This window comes from Serratia marcescens, assembly GCF_001902635.1.
Taxonomy (GTDB): Bacteria; Pseudomonadota; Gammaproteobacteria; order Enterobacterales; family Enterobacteriaceae; genus Serratia; species Serratia marcescens_F.
In genome coordinates, this window is the sequence record NZ_MJAO01000002.1 from 102124 (window position 1) to 124049 (window position 21926).

A 21926-nucleotide genomic window follows, 5' to 3' on the forward strand; every position below is an offset into this window, starting at 1 on the left:
ATGACAGGCAAAGAGAATCCAACCCACGACTTACACGAGTCAGCCCGAAATGCGCTAGAGGCTGAGCTGATGCAATCTGCCCGCAAGCAGGCGCCAGTCACTGCCCATTCTGCCAACGCCGTTGAGCCGGCGCTTGCCGCGGCTGCCGGCACCTCGAGCCGCCAGGCGCTGCGGCACGAGGTACTGGCGATTATTTCCGTGATACTCAAATTGCCGGTGGAAAAAATCGACAGTGAGGAAAAGATATCAACCTATGGCGTTGATTCGATTGTCATTACGGAAATTATGGGGCGTATTGCCGGCGCATTGGGGGTGTCTCTTTCCGCCGCCATTTTCTTTGAAGCCAGAAACATTGAAGAGCTGACCGATATCATCATTACGCGTTTCGGCCAGCAAGTCGCGGCGCGATACGATAGCCCGTCCCACCGCAGCGATGGCCGTCAGCCGCCCGCGTCGGCAACGAAGCCAGAGAACGGGCCGGCCGCCGGCGAAAAATCCGCCAGGAGCATCCAGGCGCTGCTGGCGAAAAGTCATCAAATCAGGCAAAAACGGCAGCGGCCCGTCGTCGCCCCGGCAAACGGCCGCTACGAACCGATCGCCATCATCGGGATGAGTGGCATGTTTGCGCAGTCTTCCTCGGTGGAAGCGTTGCAGCGTCACCTGTATCAAGGCCGGGATTGCATCAGCGAAGTCCCCAACGCACGCTGGGATTGGAAAGCTGTCTACGGCAACCCCAAAGACGGCGAGTTCACCAACGTGAAATACGCCGGCTTTATTGAGGATGTGGACAAATTTGATCCGGGTTTTTTTGGCATATCGCCTCGTGAAGCTCAGACGATGGATCCGCAGCATCGGCTGTTTATCGAGTCGGCCTGGCAACTCATCGAATCGTCAGGCTATGCGCCCGGATCGTTATCCGGCAAAAAGGTCGGCGTGTATGCCGGCATCAATTTGCAGGACTATGCCGAAACCGTCCTGAATGCCCAATCTCGCGATATTGTCGAGCTAACGGCGATCCCCCATATGTTTTGCCCGAATCGCCTCTCTTATTTGCTGGATGTGCATGGCCCCAGTGAAATTATCGACACCGCATGCTCCAGTTCTTTAGTAGCGATCCATCGTGCAGTGATGAGCATTCAGCACGGCGACTGCGATATGGCGATAGCCGGCGGCGCCAACCTGATCCTCAGCCCGAAAATGCACATTCTGTACAGCAAGGCGGAAATGATTTGCGAGGATGGCCGGTGCAAGACGTTCTCTGAGCAGGCCAATGGTTATGCCCGCGGGGAAGGGGTTGGCGTCGTCATGCTGAAAAGGCTGGCCGACGCGCAGGCGGATAAAGACAACATTCTCGGGGTCATTATCGGCTCCGCGGAAAATCACGGCGGCGCCGCCACCTCTCTGATGGCGCCCAATCCGAATGCGCAGGCCCGGCTGATTCGCGATGCGCACAGGCGATCCGGGGTTGATCCGCGCAGCATTACGTATATCGAGTGCCACGGGACCGGGACGCCGCTGGGCGATCCTATCGAGGTCAACGGCCTGAAAACGGCATTTAACCATCTCTATCAGGATCACGGGCTCTATTCCGCACCGGCGAAACACTGCGCGTTAGGGTCGGTTAAATCGAATATCGGCCATACGGAAACGGCCGCCGGCGTGGCCGGCGTCATCAAAGTGTTGCTGGCAATGCGGGATGAATATTTGCCCAAGTCGTTGCATTGCCAGCAGCTGAATCCGCTGCTGGAGCTGGAAGAAAGCCCGTTTTATGTTCTGCAGGAGGGGCAAACATGGCAACGGCCGACGATCGGTGACGCGCCACAGCCATTGCGGGCCGGCGTGAGCTCTTTCGGCGCCGGCGGTGCCAACGCGCATCTGGTCATTGAGGAGTACCGTCGGGAGCCCGAAGAGAGGGCACCCCACACCAATGAGCCGGAGATCATCGTGCTGTCCGCCAAAAACAGCGAAAGGCTGCAGGCCTATGCACAACACGTGCTGCAGTATGTCACTCAGCACTCGGCTTATGTCGCGACGCATTTCAAACAGTTCGCCTACACGCTGCAAACGGCGCGGGATGTGATGCCCGCGCGGGCCGCGTTCGTTGTCGACGATGTGGCTTCGCTGGTGCGCCAGCTGACTCACCTGGCGCAGAATGCTGCCGCTGCGGCAACTATTTTTGTCAGCGACGAGGCGGCTCGCGTTGCCGGTGTCGATACACAGGATATTGCGCAATGGTGGCAGACCAAGCGCTATACAGAGATCGCCCAAGCATGGGCCGAGACCGGTTTGGTTGACTGGCGGCAGCTATACGCGGGCCGCCATTATGCGCGGTTGGCGCTGCCAACCTATCCGTTTGACCGCCGTCGCTACTGGATCAAAGAGACGCAGCAGCCGCCGGCGGTGGTGCTCGCGGCCATACAGCCGACGATGGAGCCGGTGAAAAAAGCCAGCCACTCGGAAAAGATTCGGCTGCAGCCGCTGAAGCTGAAGACAGACGCCCACCCGGAGGTGGCCAAGGGTACCGAGACGCCCCCCGCGGCGGCCAAACGCGTTGAGCCGCCGCAGGAGCATCAGGCGATGAATGGCAACGGCGCCTCGCGCAGCGGCGAGAGGTCGCTGGAGCGCGTTATCGGCGCATTACGAACGAGTTTGGCTCACGCGCTCTGTGCCGGCGAAGCGGAAATTCATGTGGATCGATCCTTTGCTGAAATGGGGTTGGATTCCATCGTCGGCGCTGAATGGGTGCACGCCATCAACCAACAACTCGGTTGCGCCTTGTCCGCCACCCGGATATACGATTATTCCAGCGTTCGCCAACTGGCGCAGTTTATCGTGCTGCAAAGCGAGCAGGGGAACGCCGCGCACGAACGCGCGCCGCAAATACGCCACGCCAGCGAGGAGTCTGCGCAGGATGACATACGCAGCGACGCAGGGGGGCAATCCGCAGACTCTCGGCGCGACTCGGCGGCGATCGCGTCATTACTGAAAGCCAGCCTGGCCGACGCGCTTTACATCACTGTGGACGAGATCCAGAACGATCGGGCTTTTGCGGCGTTAGGCCTGGATTCGATCATCGGCGCCGAATGGATCCATGAGCTCAACAAGACGCTTGGCACCGAGCTTTCCGCCACGCGATTGTACGACTATCCCACTATTCAGGTTTTAGCGGAATATATTGCAACGCAATCTCATGGAGCTACGCCGCGCCCAAAACCGAACGCGGCCGTTTCAGAGCCTGAGGCCCCCTGTTCGCAGGATCTGAAACCGGCCGCATCCGACGCACCGGCAGAAGCAACCGCCGCGTCTCATCGCCGGGACGAAAAAATCGCCATCATCGGCATGGCCGGCCGCTACCCCGACGCGGACAATCTGGATCAATACTGGGATAACCTGGCGAATGGCCGCAATTCTGTGCGAGAAGTCCCAAGGGAGCGCTGGAACGTCGATCAATACTTCGATGCCGACCGCAGCAAAGACGGGAAGGTCTATTGCAAATGGTTAGGGGCATTAACGGATATCGACGGTTTCGACCCGCTATTTTTCTCGATTTCGCCCGCCGAAGCGGAGGGCATGGATCCCCAACACCGCCTCTTTCTGCAGGAGGGATACAAAGCATTTGAAGATGCCGGTTACAGCCCCGAGGCGCTGAGCCACACGAAATGCGGCGTTTATATGGGAATAATGAGCTATGAATATGCTCACTTGATGCTGAACTCGGCCCGCCCGCTGTCCGGCACCGGTAACAGTTTTGCCATCGGGGCGGCGCGCATTCCGTATTTCCTGAACCTGAAAGGGCCGGCCATTCCTGTTGACACCGCGTGCTCGTCCTCGCTGGTCGCGACCCATTTGGCCGTCACGGCGCTCCAGAACGGGGAGATAGACCTGGCGCTGGTCGGCGGCGTGAGCCTCTATCTGATGCCGGAAACCTACATGGGCATGTGCGCTGCCGGCATGTTGTCCCCCGAAGGCCAGTGCAAGGCTTTCGATGATGCGGCGGATGGGTTCGTGCCCGGCGAAGGGGCGGGATGCCTGGTGTTGAAACGGCTGTCTCAGGCCGAGGCGGACGGCGATCCTATTCATGGCGTCATCATCGGCTCGGGCATCAACCAAGACGGCAAAACCAACGGTATCACGGCGCCTAGCGTCAACAGCCAGATCGAACTGGAGAGAGAAGTCTACCGCAAGTCTCAAATTACCCCTGATTCGATAAGCTATGTGGAAACGCACGGCACAGGGACTAAGCTCGGCGACCCTATCGAGTTTGAGGCGCTGACGGCCGTCTTCAGAGAACAGACATCGCGCAAGCATTTCTGCGGCCTCGGCTCGGTGAAAAGCAATATCGGTCATGCGTCAGCGGCGTCCGGCATGGCCAGCGTGCATAAAACGCTGCTGTCGATGAAACACAAGCAACTCGCACCGTCTTTGCATTTTTCCAAACCGAACCAACACGTTAACTTCGAAGACTCGCCTTTCTACGTCAATACGCAACTCAAGCCCTGGCGACATGATGAACGCCAACCGCGCAGAGCGGCGGTGAGCGCTTTTGGCTACAGCGGCACGAACGCGCATTTGGTCATTGAAGAGTACCTGCCGTCATCGGCGGCGGAAGCGGCGGTGGAAAAACCGAGGATGATCGCTTTATCGGCGATGCGCGCCGATCGCTTGCCGTTGATGGCGAATAACCTGCTGGCCTGGATCCAGCGGGAACGCGCGGCGGGCCGCGCTGTTGATTTATGTCGGCTGGCTTATACCTTGCTGCAGGGGCGGCAGGCCATGACGGAACGGCTGGCGTTCATCGTCGGCTCGGTCGACGAATTGCAAGAGAAACTGAGCCGGTTTGTCGCAGGAGATAGCGCTACGCCGCCATTCTTCAGGGGACAAGCGAGCAGCAACCCGCCGGCGTCTGCGCCGCAGGCGCGCGATCGAGACTTGCACGCGCTGGCGGCTGAGTGGGCCGCGGGTGGCACGCTGTCCTGGGAGCGGCTCTATTCACCGGCGCACGGCGCTGAGCGCCGTTTCCCCCAAAAAATCAGCTTGCCGACGTATCCATTTTACTCCCAGTCCTGCTGGTTTGAGGAGAAAGCCGCCGTTGTTTCGCCGGTGAGCTTGCCGGATGCCGCAGAGGAAAACCAGACTGGTGAATCAACGTCATGGCTGCGGGCGACAGAAGACTGGGTTGACGTGGAGTCCAGTGAAAACACGCCGTGGGTTGAACGCATCGAGGCTAACCGCGACAGGCGAATTTTGGTGCTTGGCCAAACCGCTGCAGACTGTCGGGCCGTGGAGCAGGTCTGTCTTGATATCCAGACCCTGACGCATAACCCACAGCCGATCTGGGATGTGCGGTATATCGCCTTGCCGAAGGAAGCCTTAACGGCTGAAGCGGAGCGCGCTGCCCTGAACGGCGCGCTTTCGGCGGCCATTCCGCATCCCGACACGCCATTGACCGTTTTTCTGTTCTTGCCCGATAACCCGGATGCCGGGTTGCGGCTCGCCTATCTTTGCATACAAGCCCTCCAGGCGGTCGCCCGAGTCAACCCGCTACAGTTCTATTGCTGTCACCGGGCGGACTATGAACACGGCCTGACAACCGCGACGGTGCAATATGAAGCGCTCTCCGGGTTGCTGCGTTCTGCGATTCTGGAAACCGTGGGGCATGACTATCGGAGCATCGTCTTTTCCCCGCAGTCGGCACCGCAAGAGACGGCGCTGCAACTGATGCAAACCTGGCTGTGCGCCGTGCGGCCTGCGCCTGAAACGGGAAGACAGGCGCAGGCGATCGACGCATCGACGGTGCGCTTCTCCGGCGGCCGGCGGTACGCGCTGCGCGTCAGCGAATCTGACCGGTATGAAGGGGCCGGCGCGCGTTTTCGCACGGGCGCGACCTATTTAATGATCGGTGCCCTGGGTGAAACGGGGGAGCAATTTTGTCGGGCTTTAGGGCAGCACTATCAGGCACAGCTGGTGATTTTTTCACGCCGCCCGGAAAACCAGGTGGCGCCGATCCTGGCGCGCATCCGGGCCTCGGGTGCCCGCGTTATTTACCATGCCGTCGATATTCTGGACGCGGAGCGGGTCAACCAGACGATGCGAACCCTGGCGTCTGAAGGCATCAGCCTGCACGGAGTGGTGCATCTGGCCCGGCAGGTGAGCGACGGCGCCATCGTGAATAAGCCCTGGGATGCGTTTCGGCAGACCCTGGCGGCGAAAGTCACCGGCACGCTGAACATTGACGCGGCGACGGCCAATGAACCGCTGGAGCTTTTCCTGATGTTCTCTTCCGTGGCCGCGTTCGGTATCCAGGGATCTTCTGACTACGCCTATTCTGCCGCGTTCCAGAATGCGTTTGCCCGCTACCGGCAACAGCGCGTGGCCTTAAAACAAAGACGCGGGGTCACGGCTTCCGTTTGTTGGGGGCAATGGGACGTTGACGGCGCCGTTGCCCCTGAGCGGTTGCCTGCGCGTTTGGCGCAGTTGGCGCATCAGGGTATGGGCAGCATTAGCGCCCCGGCGGCGCTGCGGCAGTTGCAAACCGGGCTGACAGAGGGCGTCACGGCGTTGGTCGCCGTCACCGACCGTGAAAAGGCGAGAACGCTGCTGGGGCTTAACGAGCCTCCGGCGGCCGCCAACGCCGTACAGGCGCACGCGATGGCAGAGGCGGTTCGCCAAAACATCCATCGCTATCGGGTCGGGGAATTAACGCCTGCGGCGTTTGCGGACTATCTCTCCGCCTTGTCCTTACCGGCGTTGCCGGCCGAGTTGCAACATGAGGTCGGGGCCGCGATTGCGACCACTCTGCCTGCGCCGGTTGCCGAAAATACCGCCATTGAGGCCGGCAAGGGCGCCGGCGGCGCTATGCCGAGAGAAAGCGAACTGCGCAGCGTGCTGGCCTTCGGGATCGAGAAAGTCATGAAGCTGGGCGACGACCTGGATTGGGATAAACCCCTGCAGGACTACGGAATGGACTCGATTATCGCCATGCAGTTGAGCACCACGCTGGAAAAACAGATGAAATTCCCGGTGCAGCCGAATTGGCTGATCGATCATCCAACCCCCAACTTGCTGATGAAAAAGTTGCGTGAGCAGGCTGGCGCAAGAGGGAACCGGCTATGAATACGCTAAATCAAAAGCTGGAGCATTTTTTCTCCGGTTATCGCACCGCAGACGCCGAGGCGACGATCCGCCGGCCTGGCGCAGACGTTTCTTTTAGCTATCTGTTTTTTTCTGATGTGCGCAAAGATGTCTCTGACCGGGATAAATACCGTTTTGCTCGTGAGTTGGTCGAATTTGCCGACCAGGCCGGGTTTGAATCGGTTTGCTTTCCTGAACGCCATTTCTATGAGTTTGGCTCGATCTACGCCAATAACGGCATTGCGGCGGCTTACTTTGCGCCATTGACGAAAAACGTGCGTCTGCGTTCGGCCGCCGTGACCAACACGTTGCATCATCCCGTTGAGATCGTCGAGAACTGGGCGATGGTGGATATTCTCTCCGATGGACGGGTTGATTTGGGCGTCGGCAGCGGCTGGAACAAAGCGGACTTCATCCTGTCACCGGAAACGTATGAGGAGCGGGCGGCAATCCGCGATCGGCGCATTCCGGTAATACAGAAACTCTGGCGGGGGGAAAGCGTAGACTTTCCCGGCCCCGGCGGGGAGATATTCCCAACGGTCGTGTATCCGCGCCCGATTCAAAAAGAGATCGCCATTTGGTACTTCAGCATCTCAGAACAGGGTTTTCGCCATGCGGGGCGGCAAGGCTATAACGTTTTCGGCATGTTGCACGGAATAGACCTCCACGAGTTCGGCAAATACGTGGACAGCTATCGCGCCGCACGCGCCGAAGCCGGGCTGGATCCGCTCGGCGGCCGGGTAACGCTGATGATGCACACCTTCGTTCATCCGGACATGGAATGGGTACAGCAGGTGGTCTGCGATCCGTTCAAAGCCTATATTCGCAGCAGCATTATTCCCCAGATGAAGGCCAGAGATAAGCATTTCGACAACAGCCAGATAGATCAAATTCTTGATTACGCCTATGCCCGCTTTTTCAAAACCGGCGGCATATTTGGCCCGCTTGATGAATGCCAGAAACAAATCAATTTGGCGGTAGCGTGCGGGGTGAATGAAATTGCCTTTCTTCAGGACTTCGGCATGGATTACGCCGCCGTCAAAAACGCCCTTGGTTATTTGCAGCAATTAGTTGACCTTAATCTCAAGCGGGAGAAGTCTTTTTATGAGTGAGCAATCAGCACCCTTGTCTGTCATTGCACAGTGGATTAAAAATCATAAAACCGCTTCATTAGACTCGGCGTCAACGCTGTTGGCTGCACAAGGTAATCTCGACCCCCTGGCGATTACAGGTCTGGCGGGGTATTTCCCGCAGTGCATGAGCATTGCCGAGCTATGGCGGCATCTCGATGCCGACGACACGTTAATCACCTCATTGCCGGCGCAACGCGCAGCGTGGTATCGGCAAAGCGAACGCGAGGGGGAAACGCCGTGGCCGCCGCTTGCGGGCGGGTTTATTCCCGATATTGCTGCGTTTGATGCGGACAAGTTCGGCATTTTACCGATAGAAGCCGAAGAGATGGATCCGCGGCAGCGCCTGCTGCTGATGGCGACCTACCATACGCTGGAAGATGCCGGCATCGATCCCGCTTCCCTGAGCAAAACGCAGACCGGCGTATTTATCGGCTGCGAATCCAATGAGTATGCCGCCCTGATGGCGCACCACGGTTATCGCCCCGAGTTCGGCCTGACGCAGGCTGACAGCATGATCGCCAACCGGATTTCTTACCAGTTTGACCTGGCCGGGCCCAGTGAAATCGTCAATGCGACATGCGCCGGATTTGCCGTGGCGCTTCACAGAGCCACACTGGCGCTCAGAGCCGGCATCATTGATCGAGCGATTGTCGGTGCGGCCAATATTATTCTGGTGCCGGACGTGACCCATCGGTTAAATGATGCCGGGCAACTGACCCACCGCCGGCAGGTGCTGTCTTTCGGCGAAAATGGCGATGGATTCATTCGTTCCGAAGGGGTTGGAACCCTTCTCCTGGAACGCCTGGCGGATGTCGAACGGGCCGGCCGCCGGGTCTATGCGATCGTCAAGCATTCCCGGGTCAACTTCAATGGGCAAGGTGGCGTTTCGATGGCGTCGCCGAATACGGACGCGCACTGTGAGCTGATCAAAGACTGTTACCGTGAAGCCGGCATCGACCCGCGCCGCGTTTCTTACATTGAGGCCCAGGGAATGGGATTGCCGGTAGCGGATATTGCCGAATGGACGGCGATAAACCGGGCGCTGAGCCAACTGTGCGATGAAAACGGCGTGGCGTTCGAACCGGGTTACTGCCGGGTCAGCAGCCTGAAACCGCTGTTGGGGCATATGCATTCCGCCTCGTCGCTCGGGGCGCTGTTAAAGGTTATCCGCAGTCTTCAAACCGATAAAATCCATAAAATACCGGGTTTTGTTCAGCCGAATGCCTACTGCGACACGCAAGATGCACCCTGTGATTTTGCCCGGGAAACGCAGGATTGGCCGGCCGGCGAGCAGCCCAGAATCGCCGCGATTCATAGCTACGGCTCCGGCGGCAATAATGCCCACATCCTGATCGAAGAATATCGCGGCGCTCACCCGGCGGGCGCCGCGTATCCGTCGGCTTCGCCCCATTATGCCTTCGCCCGTGAACACTGTTGGTTTCAGCCTGCCGCGCGCAGCGCGCAGACAGCAGGGGCGATGGCCGCGGCGGAAGCCGACGTGCGAGCGACGATAGGGCGCCTGCTGGGCATTAACGGCGCTGATGATGAAACCTGCCAACAGGCATTTACCGATCTCGGACTCGATTCCGTCTCCGTTGCCGCCTTCGTCAGCCGTCTGGTGGCGGCGTATCCGGTTAAATTGCGGCGCTCCGATGTGTTCAGTTACACCACGCCGGCGGCCTTGGCGCGCGCGGTAGCAGAACGAATGCAAACCGACGCGCCGGCGAAAGAAGGTCGCCAAAATGCCGCGCCGGGCCCGCTGCCGGGCGGCAGCGGCGATATCGCCATCATCGGCCTCGATATTAACGTGGCCGGTGCTGATAACGCAGCGGAGTTTTGGCAATTGCTGCGCGAGGGCCGCAGCAGTGTCGGGCAAGTGCCGCAAGGGCGGCGGCAGCGCGAAGATCTGTCAATGAAAACCACCCGGGGCGGTTTTATGGCGCATATCGATCGCTTTGATCCGCTGTTTTTCAAGATTTCCCCTCGGGAAGCCCAACTGATGGATCCTCATCATCGCTTGCTGTTGCAGTCCGCATGGCGAGCGATTGAAGATGCCGGCTACGATCCGCAGGAATGGCACGGACAACAGCACGGCATTTTTATCGGCATGGAAGAGTCGGATTATCCGTTGACCGAACACTCTGCGATTACCTCCGTGCATACCGGGACCGCGCCGGCGCGCATCGGTTATCTCCTTGACACCAAAGGCCCTTTGCTGGCGATTGGCACCGCCTGTTCCTCTTCGTTGGTCGCCCTGCATTATGCCTGCCAGAGCATTTTAAACGGTGACAGCACATTGGCGCTGGCCGGCGGGTGCAATGTGATCTGCCAGCCGGAGCGCATGTTGCATGGCCTGTCTCGCATGGGCGACATGCTCTCGCCAGACGGCGTCTGCTACGCCTTTGATAGCCGAGCCAACGGCATGGTGGTGGGCGAAGGCTGTGCAACGGTGGTGTTAAAACGCCATGAGGACGCCTTGCGGGATGGCGACGACATTTATGCCATCATCAAAGGCAGCGCGATTAACTATGACGGCAAAACCAATGGCCTGACGGCGCCCAGCGGGGCCCGCCAAAGCGAGCTATACGCGCAGGTCTATCAGCAAAGCGGCATTTCTCCGGAGCAGATCGACTATGTGGTCAGCCACGGCACCGGCACCCTGTTAGGCGATCCCGTCGAGTGCAATGCGCTGATTGATGCCTTCCAGCGCGAAGGGGTGAAGAAGCAGCAGTATTGCGCGTTGACCTCGCCGAAAACCAATATTGGCCATACGCAAGCGGCAGCCGGGATCGTGAATGTCATCACGGCGGCGTTGGCGCTGAAACAGCGGGAAATCCCGCCGTCGCTGAACTATGCCCAACCCAATGCGGATATTGATTTTACCGCCGGCCCTTTTTATGTGAACACCGAGCTCAAGCGCTGGGAGCGGGAGCGGCGCTTTGCGGCGGTCAGTTCCTTCGGCCACACGGGAACCAATGCTCACCTGGTGTTGCAGAGCGCAGAGGTGCGGGAGACGCCGCAGGACGAGCCTTCAGATCCCAATGAGCCGTACCTGATTGTCTTATCGGCAAAAAGCGCAGCGCAACTGAAACAGATGGCGGCCAATCTGCTCGCCGCTGCCGAGCCGGAAAGCCTGCGCGATTTCGCTTATACCCTGCAAGTCGGGCGAACGCCGATGCCGCATCGTCTGGCGCTGTTCAGCGACGGCTGGCAGAGCTTGCAGGAGAGCTTGAGACGTTATCTTGCCATCGGAGATGAGATAAGCGCCTCGCACGATTTGTATTATGCCGACCTCTTGGGCTCAACCTGTTCCGCGGCCGCACAGGCATTGCTGCATGAGGACGGCGCGGCGGCCGAAGGGGCCGCACACATTCAGCTGGCCTGCTGGCTGCGCGGCGAGGCGGCGGATTGGGCGGCGTTATATGCCGAGGCGAAACCGCGCAGAATGCATCTGCCGACCTATCCATTCGCGGAGGAGAGTTATTGGATCGCCGCGACCGATGATTTCAATGCCGCCAAACGCCGTTCAGAGGACGCCGAACGGCACGACGCGATTTGGATCGCCCGCGAGCGCTGGCGTGAACAACCGCTGCCGGATGCCCTGAACCGCGTCGCCGGGCGCGTCCTATGCGTCATGCCAACCGCCGCGCAGGCGGCGCTGGAGACCGGCATTACACAGCTTGCGGGCGAGGCTTCAACGACGTTTTTCAATTGGGACGCGGCGGGGACAGACGCCGGTGCCTGCAGCCGCTTCTTTGCGTCGGTGAACATGGCCACGCAAGCGGAGGGGGAGCCTCAGCCTGCAGACGCGTTGTTGTGCTTTGTCGAGCCCGAATTCGCGCTGGATCAGCTGGTGCCGCTGTTCCAGGGGCTGTTGTCCAGTGGGATGTCGCTGCGCCGTATGGTGATTGTCAGCGTCTTTAGCGATGCGTTGGCGCGTTGTTACGCCGATGCGTTGGTCGCCTTCGGCGCCTCGCTGCGCCTTGTGCTGCCGGACACGCGCGTCACGTTTGCCGGGTTCGACGCCGCCGCCGACGCTGAGCCGTGGTGGGCGCTCGCCGCATCGCTTCCCGCCGTCTGGGCTGAACTGCACAGCGAACCGGGACAAAACGCACTGTATCTTCAGGGAAAACGTCATGTGCTGACGTTCGAATCGGCCCAGATGGCAAACGACGATCACCCGCTGCAAGCGGAAAGCTGTTTGAAAGTAGGCGGATGCTACCTGATCACCGGGGGGCTCGGTGGCCTGGGGATGATATTTGCCCGCTATCTGTGTGAAAAACGGGCGGCGAAGGTGATTTTGGTTGGCCGCTCGGCGCTTGCGTTGGAGCAACAGGCGCAGCTGCGGGCCATCGAGCAACATGGCGGCCAGATGACGTATTGCCAGGCCGATGTGAGCGCGGTGTCGCAGATGGAATCTCTGTTTGCGGACTGCCGGCGCCAGGGGATCCGGATCGACGGCATAGTGCATGCCGCGGGGATGCAAACGCAGCAAACGCTGGCGCAGAAAGATCTCGCCGGGGTTCATCAGGTGTTGGCACCGAAAATTCAGGGCGCTCTGGCGATTGATACGGCCTGGCAAAGCGTCTTCGGCGCTGAGCAGACACTGGACTTTATCGCTTATTTCTCGTCCAGTGCCGCCGTTTTTGGCGACTTTGGCGCCGGTGACTATGCCGTGGCGAATCGCTTCCAAATGGCTTATGCCAACAGCCGGCATCGCGGTGCCACGTTCGCCCGCAAGACCATCGCGATCGGGTGGCCGGTGTGGGAGGACGGCGGCATGACGCAAGGATCGGCCGAACGGGAACAGGCGACATCCTTGTACCTGAAAACCAGCGGCCAGCGTGCCTTGCGCAGTGACGAAGGATTGCGGGCGTTCGAACAGTTGCTCGCCGGTGAAGAGGGCGCGGCGCTGATCATGGCAGGCCGACCCGATGCGATACAACGTCTGTTGGCGGGGGCGCATCGTCAACAGGACGCGCAACCTCGGCCGACAACCGCCATCGTTGCCCCTCCTGAAATGAAAGGGCTGACGGTTGAACAGCGTGTGCTGTGGGACTTGCAGCAAGCGGTGAGTGATATCTTAAGCATTGAGCGGCATAGTCTGCATCATGACGTGAACCTGGCGGATTTCGGCTTTGATTCAATCAGCCTGGCTGAGTTTGCGTCCGTGCTCAGCCGACGCTGGAAAATCGCTGTATCACCGGCGCTGTTTTTCGGGCATGCCACGCTGGCGAAGCTCAGCCAGTATTTTATGTCGGCTCACGAAACGCTGATGCAAACCTGCTACGGCGGTTCGGCCAGTGAGCGCACGCCGCGCGATCCGAGCGCGCATGTTACTCCGCCATCAACCCGCCATGCCGCGGGGCAATCGTCGTTTGCGCAGGACGATGAGCCGATCGCGGTGATCGGCATGAGCGGCCGTTTCCCCGGCGCCCGTGACGTTGATGAAATGTGGCGTTGTCTGGCTGAAGGCAAGTCGTGCGTCAGCCAGGTGAGCGAGACGTATCTGCGCCGCCGCGACGAATCTTGCCGCGAGCGCCACACCGCGTCGGAGCGCCTGCGGTGGTGCGGCGTCATGCCCGGCGTCGCCGAATTTGACCCGCTGTTTTTTGAAATTTCTCCGCGAGAAGCGCAGAACATGGATCCCGGCCAGCGCCAACTGTTACAGGAAGCCTGGAAAGCGCTCGAACATGCCGGTTACGGAGAACACCCGCTGCGCCGGCACAGTATCGGCACCTTCGTCGGCGTGGAGGAAGGCACCTACGGCCGTTTCACCGATACCGAGCAGGTTGAAATCACCGCCAATCATACGGGCATTCTGGCTTCACGACTGGCCTATTTCCTCGATCTGCACGGCCCCGTGCTGGCGGTCAATACGGCCTGTTCATCGGGTCTGGTCGCGGCGCATCTGGCATGCGCCAGCCTGCGTAATCGGGAATGTGACACCGCATTGGCCGCCGGCGTCAGCCTGCAGCTCTCGACGGAAGGTTTCGACATCATGGCGCGGTCAGGCATGATGTCGGAGGACGGAACCTGTTATACCTTCGACCAGCGCGCCAACGGTATGGTGCCGGGTGAAGCCGCCGTGGTGCTGGTATTGAAACGGTTGTCGCAGGCCGAGGCCGATGGGGATCTGATCCATGGCGTGATCCGTGCCAGCGGCATTAACTATGATGGCAAGACGAATGGCATCACGGCACCGAACGGCGTGGCGCAGGCCGACTTGCTCAAGTCCGTGTATCAGCGCGCCGGCGTTAATCCGGCGCAAATCGAGTATGTCGTCACGCACGGCACGGGCACCCGTCTGGGCGATCCGGTGGAGGTCAATGCGCTGAATGAGGCGTTCAAGGCGCACACCGATAAGCAGGCTTTTTGCGCCCTGACATCGACCAAAACGAATTTCGGTCATACCTTCGCTGCCTCCGGGCTCCTGAGCGCCGTGAGCCTGATCCAGGCCTTGAATCGGCAAATCATTCCCGCAAGCCTGAACTGCCAACAGGAAAATGACTACATCACCTGGTCGGAGAGTCCTTTCTACGTCAATAAAACGGCCCGCGCTTGGCCGATGGCGGTGGGCAAACAAAGAATGGGGGCGGTGAGCGCGTTCGGCATGAGCGGCACCAATGCGCATTTTGTTATCCAGGAGTATATGCAGCCGGCCGCAGCGCCAGCGCGGCAACGCAGCCACTATCTGCTCTGTTTGTCCGCCAAGACCGAGGAAACGCTCTCTCTCAAGGCCGACGATCTGATAGCGCATTTGCAACAGACGGAAAGCGAAAGCCAGAGTCTGGCGGCGATCGGCTATACGCTGCTCCGCGGCCGCAGCCATTTTAGATACCGCCTGGCGGTCGTGGTCGAGGATCGAGAAAGCGCCATTGTCAGCCTGCAGCAGGCCGAACCGTCGCAACGGCCCAATCTGTTTCGCGGTAACGGCATCCCTCTGGGATTCACGGGGCAGCCGGCGATTCAAAAACACGTCGATGCTTTGCTGCGCCAGTCGCAAGACAGCGAAGGGCAGGAGTATCAGGAAAATCTGTTCGCGCTGGCAGATTATTATTGCCAGGGATACGCGCTGAACGGTGCCGAGCTGTGGCCGGACGTATCCCGTTGCGTGGTCCTGCCGGCTTACCCGTTCGCCCGGGAACGCTGTTGGGTGGCGGACGGTGCGTCAGCGCCAGCGCGGAATGCCATTGCCGAACGCGGCGCTCTGCACCCGCTGTTGCAGGAGAATGCGTCAACGCTGGGCGAGCTGCGTTTTCGCTCTGAGTTCAGCGGCGAAGAGTTCTTCCTCCGCGATCACCGGGTCTACGGGCAGAAAGTGTTGCCGGGCGTCAGCTACCTGGAAATGGCGCGGGCGGCCTATGCCCGCACCGCCTCAGCACCCCAGCCGCTGCGCTTTAACATGCAGCAGATCCTTTGGTTGCAACCGGCGATCGCCGCGCAACGGACGACGACCCTCTACCTCGGGCTCAGCGAGCGGGAGGAAGGGCTGGTTGACTACCGGGTTTATTCGGAGAACGACGGCCAGCCGCGCACGATCCATAGCCAGGGCGTGATAGTTCCCTGTCTGAATGACGCGACCCCGGAAAGCCGGACTCTGGATCTGGAACGGTTGAAAAGCCAGATGACGGGGCAGGATTACCTGCCGGCACAGTGCTACCAGACGTTCCGCAGCATGGGGCTCGAGTATGGCGAGTCATTCCAATGTATTGAGCAATTGCTGACGGGGGAAGGTCAGGTGTTGGCCAGGATTGCGTTGCCGAATGCGGCGGCCATGCCGGCCTTCGGCCTGCACCCGAGTTTGATGGACGCCGCATTGCAAACCAGCCTGGGGCTGTATGGCTCGGCGCCGCGTCCCGATGTCGCCTATGTGCCTTTTGCGCTGGAGCAGTTAGCGGTCTTTGGCGAAATCGCCGGCCGGCTTTGGGTTTGGTTGCGGCTGGCGACAACGGAGAACGCGGCGGATCCGCAAGTGCAAAAAATGGACGTCGATCTGTGCGATGAGCAGGGGCGCATTTGCGTCAGCATGCGCGGTTTTTCGACCCGCATGCTGTCGGCATCTCCCCGCTCAGAGCACGATGCAGAACCGCAAAGCGCGGCGGCGCCAGAGATCGTCGTGGGCGCACAGCGCAAAACGTTAACCGGGCGTGAATACTTTTTGCAAGACCACGGCGGGCTACTGCCGGGCATGCTTTCGCTGGCGTGGATGAGCGAATTGGCGGCGGCGCACCTTCAAGCCTCCGCCGTCATCGGGCTCAAGCAGGTGGTCTGGCGGCAACCCGTGGCGGTGGGAGAGCAGGGGGCGGATATCGATCTGATCCTGAATCGGGATCGTCAAGGTTATTACTGCGCGATCGTCGCGCAGGGGGAAACGCACGCCCAGGCGAGAGTGGTGACCGCGACCGGCAGCGAAGAGGCGCCTGCGCCCCTGCCGCTTGACGAAATCGCACAACGCTGCCGACAGCGTAAAGAACGTCACGCCTGCGCTGAATTCTTCGGTTCGGCGATCGGGCCACGGTTGCTCGGGATCACCCGCTATGAACAAGGGCAGCATGAAGCGCTGATCGCGCTGGCGGCACCCGCTGATGTCGACGACGCGGCGGCGATGCTGCATCCGGCCCTGATGAATGGCGCCCTGTTGGCCGCGATCATGCTGGCCGGCGGCGGGGAACGACAAGGCGACCGTCCGCTGATGCCTTTTAGTCTGGATGAACTGCGGATCCACCAGCCATTGCCGGCAGAGGTGTGGGCCTATATTCGGCAACACCCGTCAGAAAGCGGCGCGGATCCGCGGATCGTCAGCTGCGATATCGGGTTTACCGATCGTCACGGCCACATTCTGGTCGAAATGAAGGGACTGAAAATGATCGCCGCCCAGTCGCCGTCTCTGGTCTTCGCCCGACCTCAGTGGCTTGTCCGGCCGCTTGCCGCCCTTGCGCAAACGGAACCGGCTTCAGGCTCGGCGCCTTGTTTGATCCTGGCGGATGGCAGTGATGCGTTGCAAACCGCTTTACAACGCGCCTGGCCGGCCGCCCAGGTCGAGCGTCTGTCGTCCGACGCAAATCAGACGCCGGCGCAACTGACGTCGACTCTGCAACAGGTGTTTGCCCGCCTGAAAGAAAGAACGCGCGCCTGTACGGAGCACGCTCAGCGGCAGACCCTGTTCATACTCGCCGCGGAGCCGGCTAATGCATCGTGGCTTTCCGCCGCCGCAGGGTTGCTCAAGACCGCCCGCCAGGAGCAACCGGGCCTCAACGTGAAATTGATGCGTTATCCGACGTCAGCGGACGCGATCGCTCTGCTGCGTTCTGAAATGCAGGATGCAAAAGAGAGTGTAGAGATTCGTTACGATGCGACGGGCGCCAGGCATGTGCGGGAGTGGCAGCCAATCACGCTGACGGGCAGCGCCGATGCGCCGCCGATGGCTTCTGGCTCTGTCATCTGGATCACCGGCGGGCTGGGCGGCATTGGCACTCAGCTGGTTCGCGAGCTGGGGGCGCGTTATCCGGTTCGTTTCGTCCTGAGCGGGCGTTCTGCGCCGAGTGACCACATTGAGCAACGGCTCGCGGCGTTACGGCAGCAGGGAATGCAGGTGGCTTACTATCAGGGAGATGTGACCGAACCGGCGCAAGTTCGCCGCCTGGTGCAGCAAATCCTGCAAAATGAGGGCCGGTTGAATGGCGTGATCCACAGTGCGGGGATCACGCGCGACGCGTTCATCGTCAATAAAACTGAACGCGAAGTGTTTGACGTTTTAGCGCCGAAAGTCGCGGGAACGCTGGCGATAGACGAGGCGACCCAAGATTGCGATCTGGATTTCATGGTGCTGTTCTCCTCTTTAAGCAGCGCGTTCGGCAATACCGGCCAGGCTGACTATGCCTGCGCCAATGGTTTTATGGATGGCTTTGCCGAGCAGCGCAACCAGCAGGTCGCGGCGGGCTTGCGGCGGGGGAAAACCCTGTCGATAAACTGGCCGCTTTGGCGTGACGGCGGCATGGGCGTTTCCGAGCAGGCGGCCGAACAGCTCGAACGCCAGACGGGATTGGTGCCGATGCCCGCCGCGGCGGGCATCGAGGCGTTGATTCTGGGACTGCAAAGCCCGGAATCGCAACTTGCCGTCATGTATGGCGAAGCCGCGAAGATCGCGCGAAAACTCTCGGATGCGCCCGCCGCGGACAGCCAAGAGACCTCCCGCCGGCAGGAAGGCGGAAACAGCCCGGTTCAGCCGGCGCAGGTTAACGCCATGCTGGTCGGCATGGTGGCCCAGCTGCAAAAACTCGATGAGAAGAAGGTTGAGCTGGACATGGAACTGTCCAAATATGGCTTCAATTCCATCGACTTTACCGAGTTTGCCGGCCGGCTCAATAAGGCCTATGGCCTGACGCTGATGCCGACGGTGTTCTTTGAACATTCAACCCTGAGAGCGATGGGCCGCCACCTGATCGACACTTATCCCGATGCCTTCGCACCGCTATCAGGGCCGCCGCCGGCTGCAGCGGCTAACGGGCCATCGCCGATCGCCGCTCCCCATGTTGCCCAGCGCGATGACGACGTCAAAACGTTCGGCTGGCGGGCGGCGTCTCCTCTGCCAATGCCTCAGCGGGCACCCGCGGCCGTTGCCGTTTCTTCGGCGCCGGAGCGGCCGCAAGAGCCGGAAGCGATAGCGGTTATCGGGATGAGCGGTCGCTTCCCGCAATCACGCAATCTGGATGAGTTCTGGCGGCAGCTGGAAGCGAACCGGGACTTGATCGGCCCGGTGCCGGCCGATCGTTGGGACTGGCGGGAATATTATGGCAACCCGCATGAAACGCCCGGAAAAACCAAAGTGAATTGCGGTGGGTTCATGCAGGATGTCGACTGTTTCGACCCGCTGTTTTTCGGCATCTCGCCCCGTGAAGCGCAGTCATTGGATCCGCAGTTCCGAATTTTCCTGGAAACGGTATGGGCGACGATTGAGGATGCCGGCTATCGCGCCGGCGATCTGTCAGGCAGCAACACCGGTGTGTTTGTCGGCGTATCGACCTCTGAGTATAAAGACGCCTGGCTGAAGTATTCCCACGATAAGTTCGGTATTGGCGATCCGCCCTGGCTTTCCCATTTCGCGCTGGCCAATCGCGTGTCTTACATATTGAACCTTCATGGCCCTAGTGAGCCTATCGACACCGCCTGTTCCAGTTCGCTGGTCGCCATTCATCGGGCAATCGAGGCGATGCGCGCAGGCAGTTGTGAGCAGGCGATCGTTGGCGGCGCCAACATTATCGTTAATCCCGGGATCACCATCACCGCAGGCGAGGCGGGGATCCTCAGCGAAGATGGCCGCTGCAAAACCTTTGATATCGGCGCAGACGGCTATGGCCGCGGCGAGGGCGTCGGCGCCATTATGCTGAAACCTCTGCGTCAGGCGATAGCCGATGGCGATCGCATTCACGGCCTGATCCGCGGCAGCGCTGAGAATCACGGCGGCAAAGCGACGTCGCCTACCGCGCCGAACCCGGTTGCCCAGCAGGCGCTGCTGACCCAGGCTTATCGCCGCAGCGGCATCGATCCGGCACGGGTGGGCTATATCGAGACCCACGGCACGGGAACCCGGCTGGGAGATCCGATCGAGATCAATGGGCTGAAAAAAGCGTTCGCCGCCCTGTATCAAGATCGGGAGAAAACCCTGCCGCGCGACGCGTTGTGCGGCCTCGGGTCGGTAAAAACCAATATCGGACATCTGGAAGCGGCAGCCGGTATTTCTGGCGTCCTGAAGGTGTTATTGATGTTCCGTCATCAAAAAATGCCCGGCAATGTTCATCTGCAGACGGCGAACCCGTATTTGGATCTGGCCGAGAGCCCGTTCTACCTGGTGCGCGAAACCCAGCCGTGGCCGGCGATGAAAGCGGCCGACGGCCGGTCGCTGCCGAGAGTGGCCGGCGTCAGCAGTTTCGGCATCGGCGGGGCGAACGCGCACATTGTCCTTGAAGAATATGTGGCGCCGCCGGCAGAGAACGAGCGCGCTTGCGCCGCGGCGCCGGTAGCGATTGTTCTGTCGGCAAAAAAAGCCGCTCGTCTGGAGGCGGTTGTTCAAGGTTTGTCCGACTACCTGGCGTCTGCGGAGTTTACCGAACGGCCGTCGAGCCTGGCTGATATCGCTTACACCCTGCAAGTGGGGCGAGAAGCCATGGACGAACGCCTGGGCCTGGTCGCCGACTCCGTGTCGGCCCTGAAAGACGCCTTGTCCCGCTATCTTGCTGACCCTGCAAGTGTGGACGGGATCTACCGAGGCAATGCGAAAGCAGGCAGCGGCGCTGTATCGGCGGCGGATGACGACACCTGGCAAGCGACGGCCAGATCCTGGCTGCAACAAGGCGACTACGGCAAATTGCTTGCGGCCTGGGTGACGGGGGCCGCCGTGGACTGGAAAGCGGGGTATTCCGCGGCCATGGCGCCTCGCCGAGTCGGCCTGCCGACTTACCCGTTCGCCCGGGACCGTTTCTGGTTGAAAGAACAACCTGCGGCGGGCGGGAAGACGCTGCCGTCCGCCATCCCGCAGCCTTATCGCCTGCATCCTCTGGTGCACCGCAATACCTCTGACGTTACCGAACTCAGCTTTACCTCTTGCTTTGACGGCGGCGAGTTCTTCCTGTCAGACCATGTGGTGAGGGGAAAACGGTTGCTGCCCGGCGTCGCCTATCTGGAGATGGCGCGCGCCGCCGTTGAACAGGCGGTGGGGCGTGAGCGGCCTCTGCAGTTGACTCAGATCGTTTGGATCCGCCCTTACATTGCCGCCGGCGAGGAGGGGCTTTCCCCCGTGCGGATCAAGTTGCTGCCGCAATCGCCGGCGGTGATTCGGTTCGAAATCTGTTCGCAGACGCCGGAGGGTGAAACCCAGATGCATTGCCAGGGGAAAGTGCTGGTGCTGGACGCGCCTGCCGCGGACACCCCACGCCTCGATCTGTCAGCCGCGCTGGCCGAACATCAGGAAAGCGTGATGGATAAGACCGAATGTTACCGGGCTTTCCGTCAGCTGGGGATCGACTATGGCGCCGGACACCAGGGGATTGAGCGATTGCATATCGCCGAAGGCCGCGTGTTGGCGCGGCTGGCTTTGCCGGAGACGCTCAGCGAGACGCTCGGCGAGTATGTCCTGCATCCCAGCCTGTTGGATTCGGCATTACAGGCGACGCTGGGCTTGTCCCGGGATCATCGGTTGGGCTTGCCGTTTGAGCTGGCGTCGATGGAAATTCTGCAGCGCTGCACGGCCAGCATGTGGGCCTGTATTGCTTATGATAACGCGGGCGAAACGGCGCACCGGACGAAAGTGCAAAAACTGGCCGTTGATCTCTATGACGATGCCGGTCGGCTTTGCGTTCGTCTGCAGGGATTCAGCGCGCGCACGCCTGAGCCGGCTTTGCCGCCCGACGACGGGACTCTGCTGTTAGTGCCGACGTGGTCAGGCAAACCGGTGCGGGGCGATGCCGTTGCTCCGCACGCGTATGCGAGCCGGCAAATCCTCTTCTGCGGAGAGCCCGCCGTCGCCAAAGCCATGGGCCTGACGGATGATCTGATTTTCCCATCCGCACTGGGTGATGACCAGATCGCACTGAGCTTCCAGCAACAGGCGTTGGCGCTGTTTAACCGGGTAAAAACCCTGTTGAACGGGCGGCCCGCGCAGCC

3 protein-coding genes (1 of these 3 running past the window's edge) are annotated in these 21926 nt (G+C 60.5%); all 3 read left to right on the plus strand.

All coding sequences use genetic code 11. From position 1 onward, the window contains the following. Tightly spaced (each overlapping or abutting the next), the 3 genes in view from BHU62_RS02350 to BHU62_RS02360 form a layout consistent with a single transcriptional unit that may run on beyond the window. The gene (locus BHU62_RS02350; protein ID WP_073528969.1) at positions 1–7113 is read left to right on the plus strand and encodes a beta-ketoacyl synthase N-terminal-like domain-containing protein; all 7113 of its coding nucleotides are present in this window, start codon (positions 1–3) and stop codon (positions 7111–7113) included. Next, a complete protein-coding gene (locus BHU62_RS02355) occupies positions 7110–8243 on the plus strand; it encodes a MupA/Atu3671 family FMN-dependent luciferase-like monooxygenase (protein ID WP_073528970.1) in 1134 nt (377 codons plus the stop codon). The genes BHU62_RS02350 and BHU62_RS02355 overlap by 4 nt, the downstream gene beginning before the upstream one ends. After that, positions 8236–21926, plus strand: partial view of an SDR family NAD(P)-dependent oxidoreductase gene (locus BHU62_RS02360; RefSeq protein WP_073528971.1) — the 5' portion only. The gene runs 5950 nt beyond the window's last position; 13691 of the gene's 19641 nt are visible here — the first part of the coding sequence; the start codon lies at positions 8236–8238; its stop codon lies beyond the right edge, outside the window. Before BHU62_RS02355 ends, BHU62_RS02360 begins: the two co-directional genes overlap by 8 nt.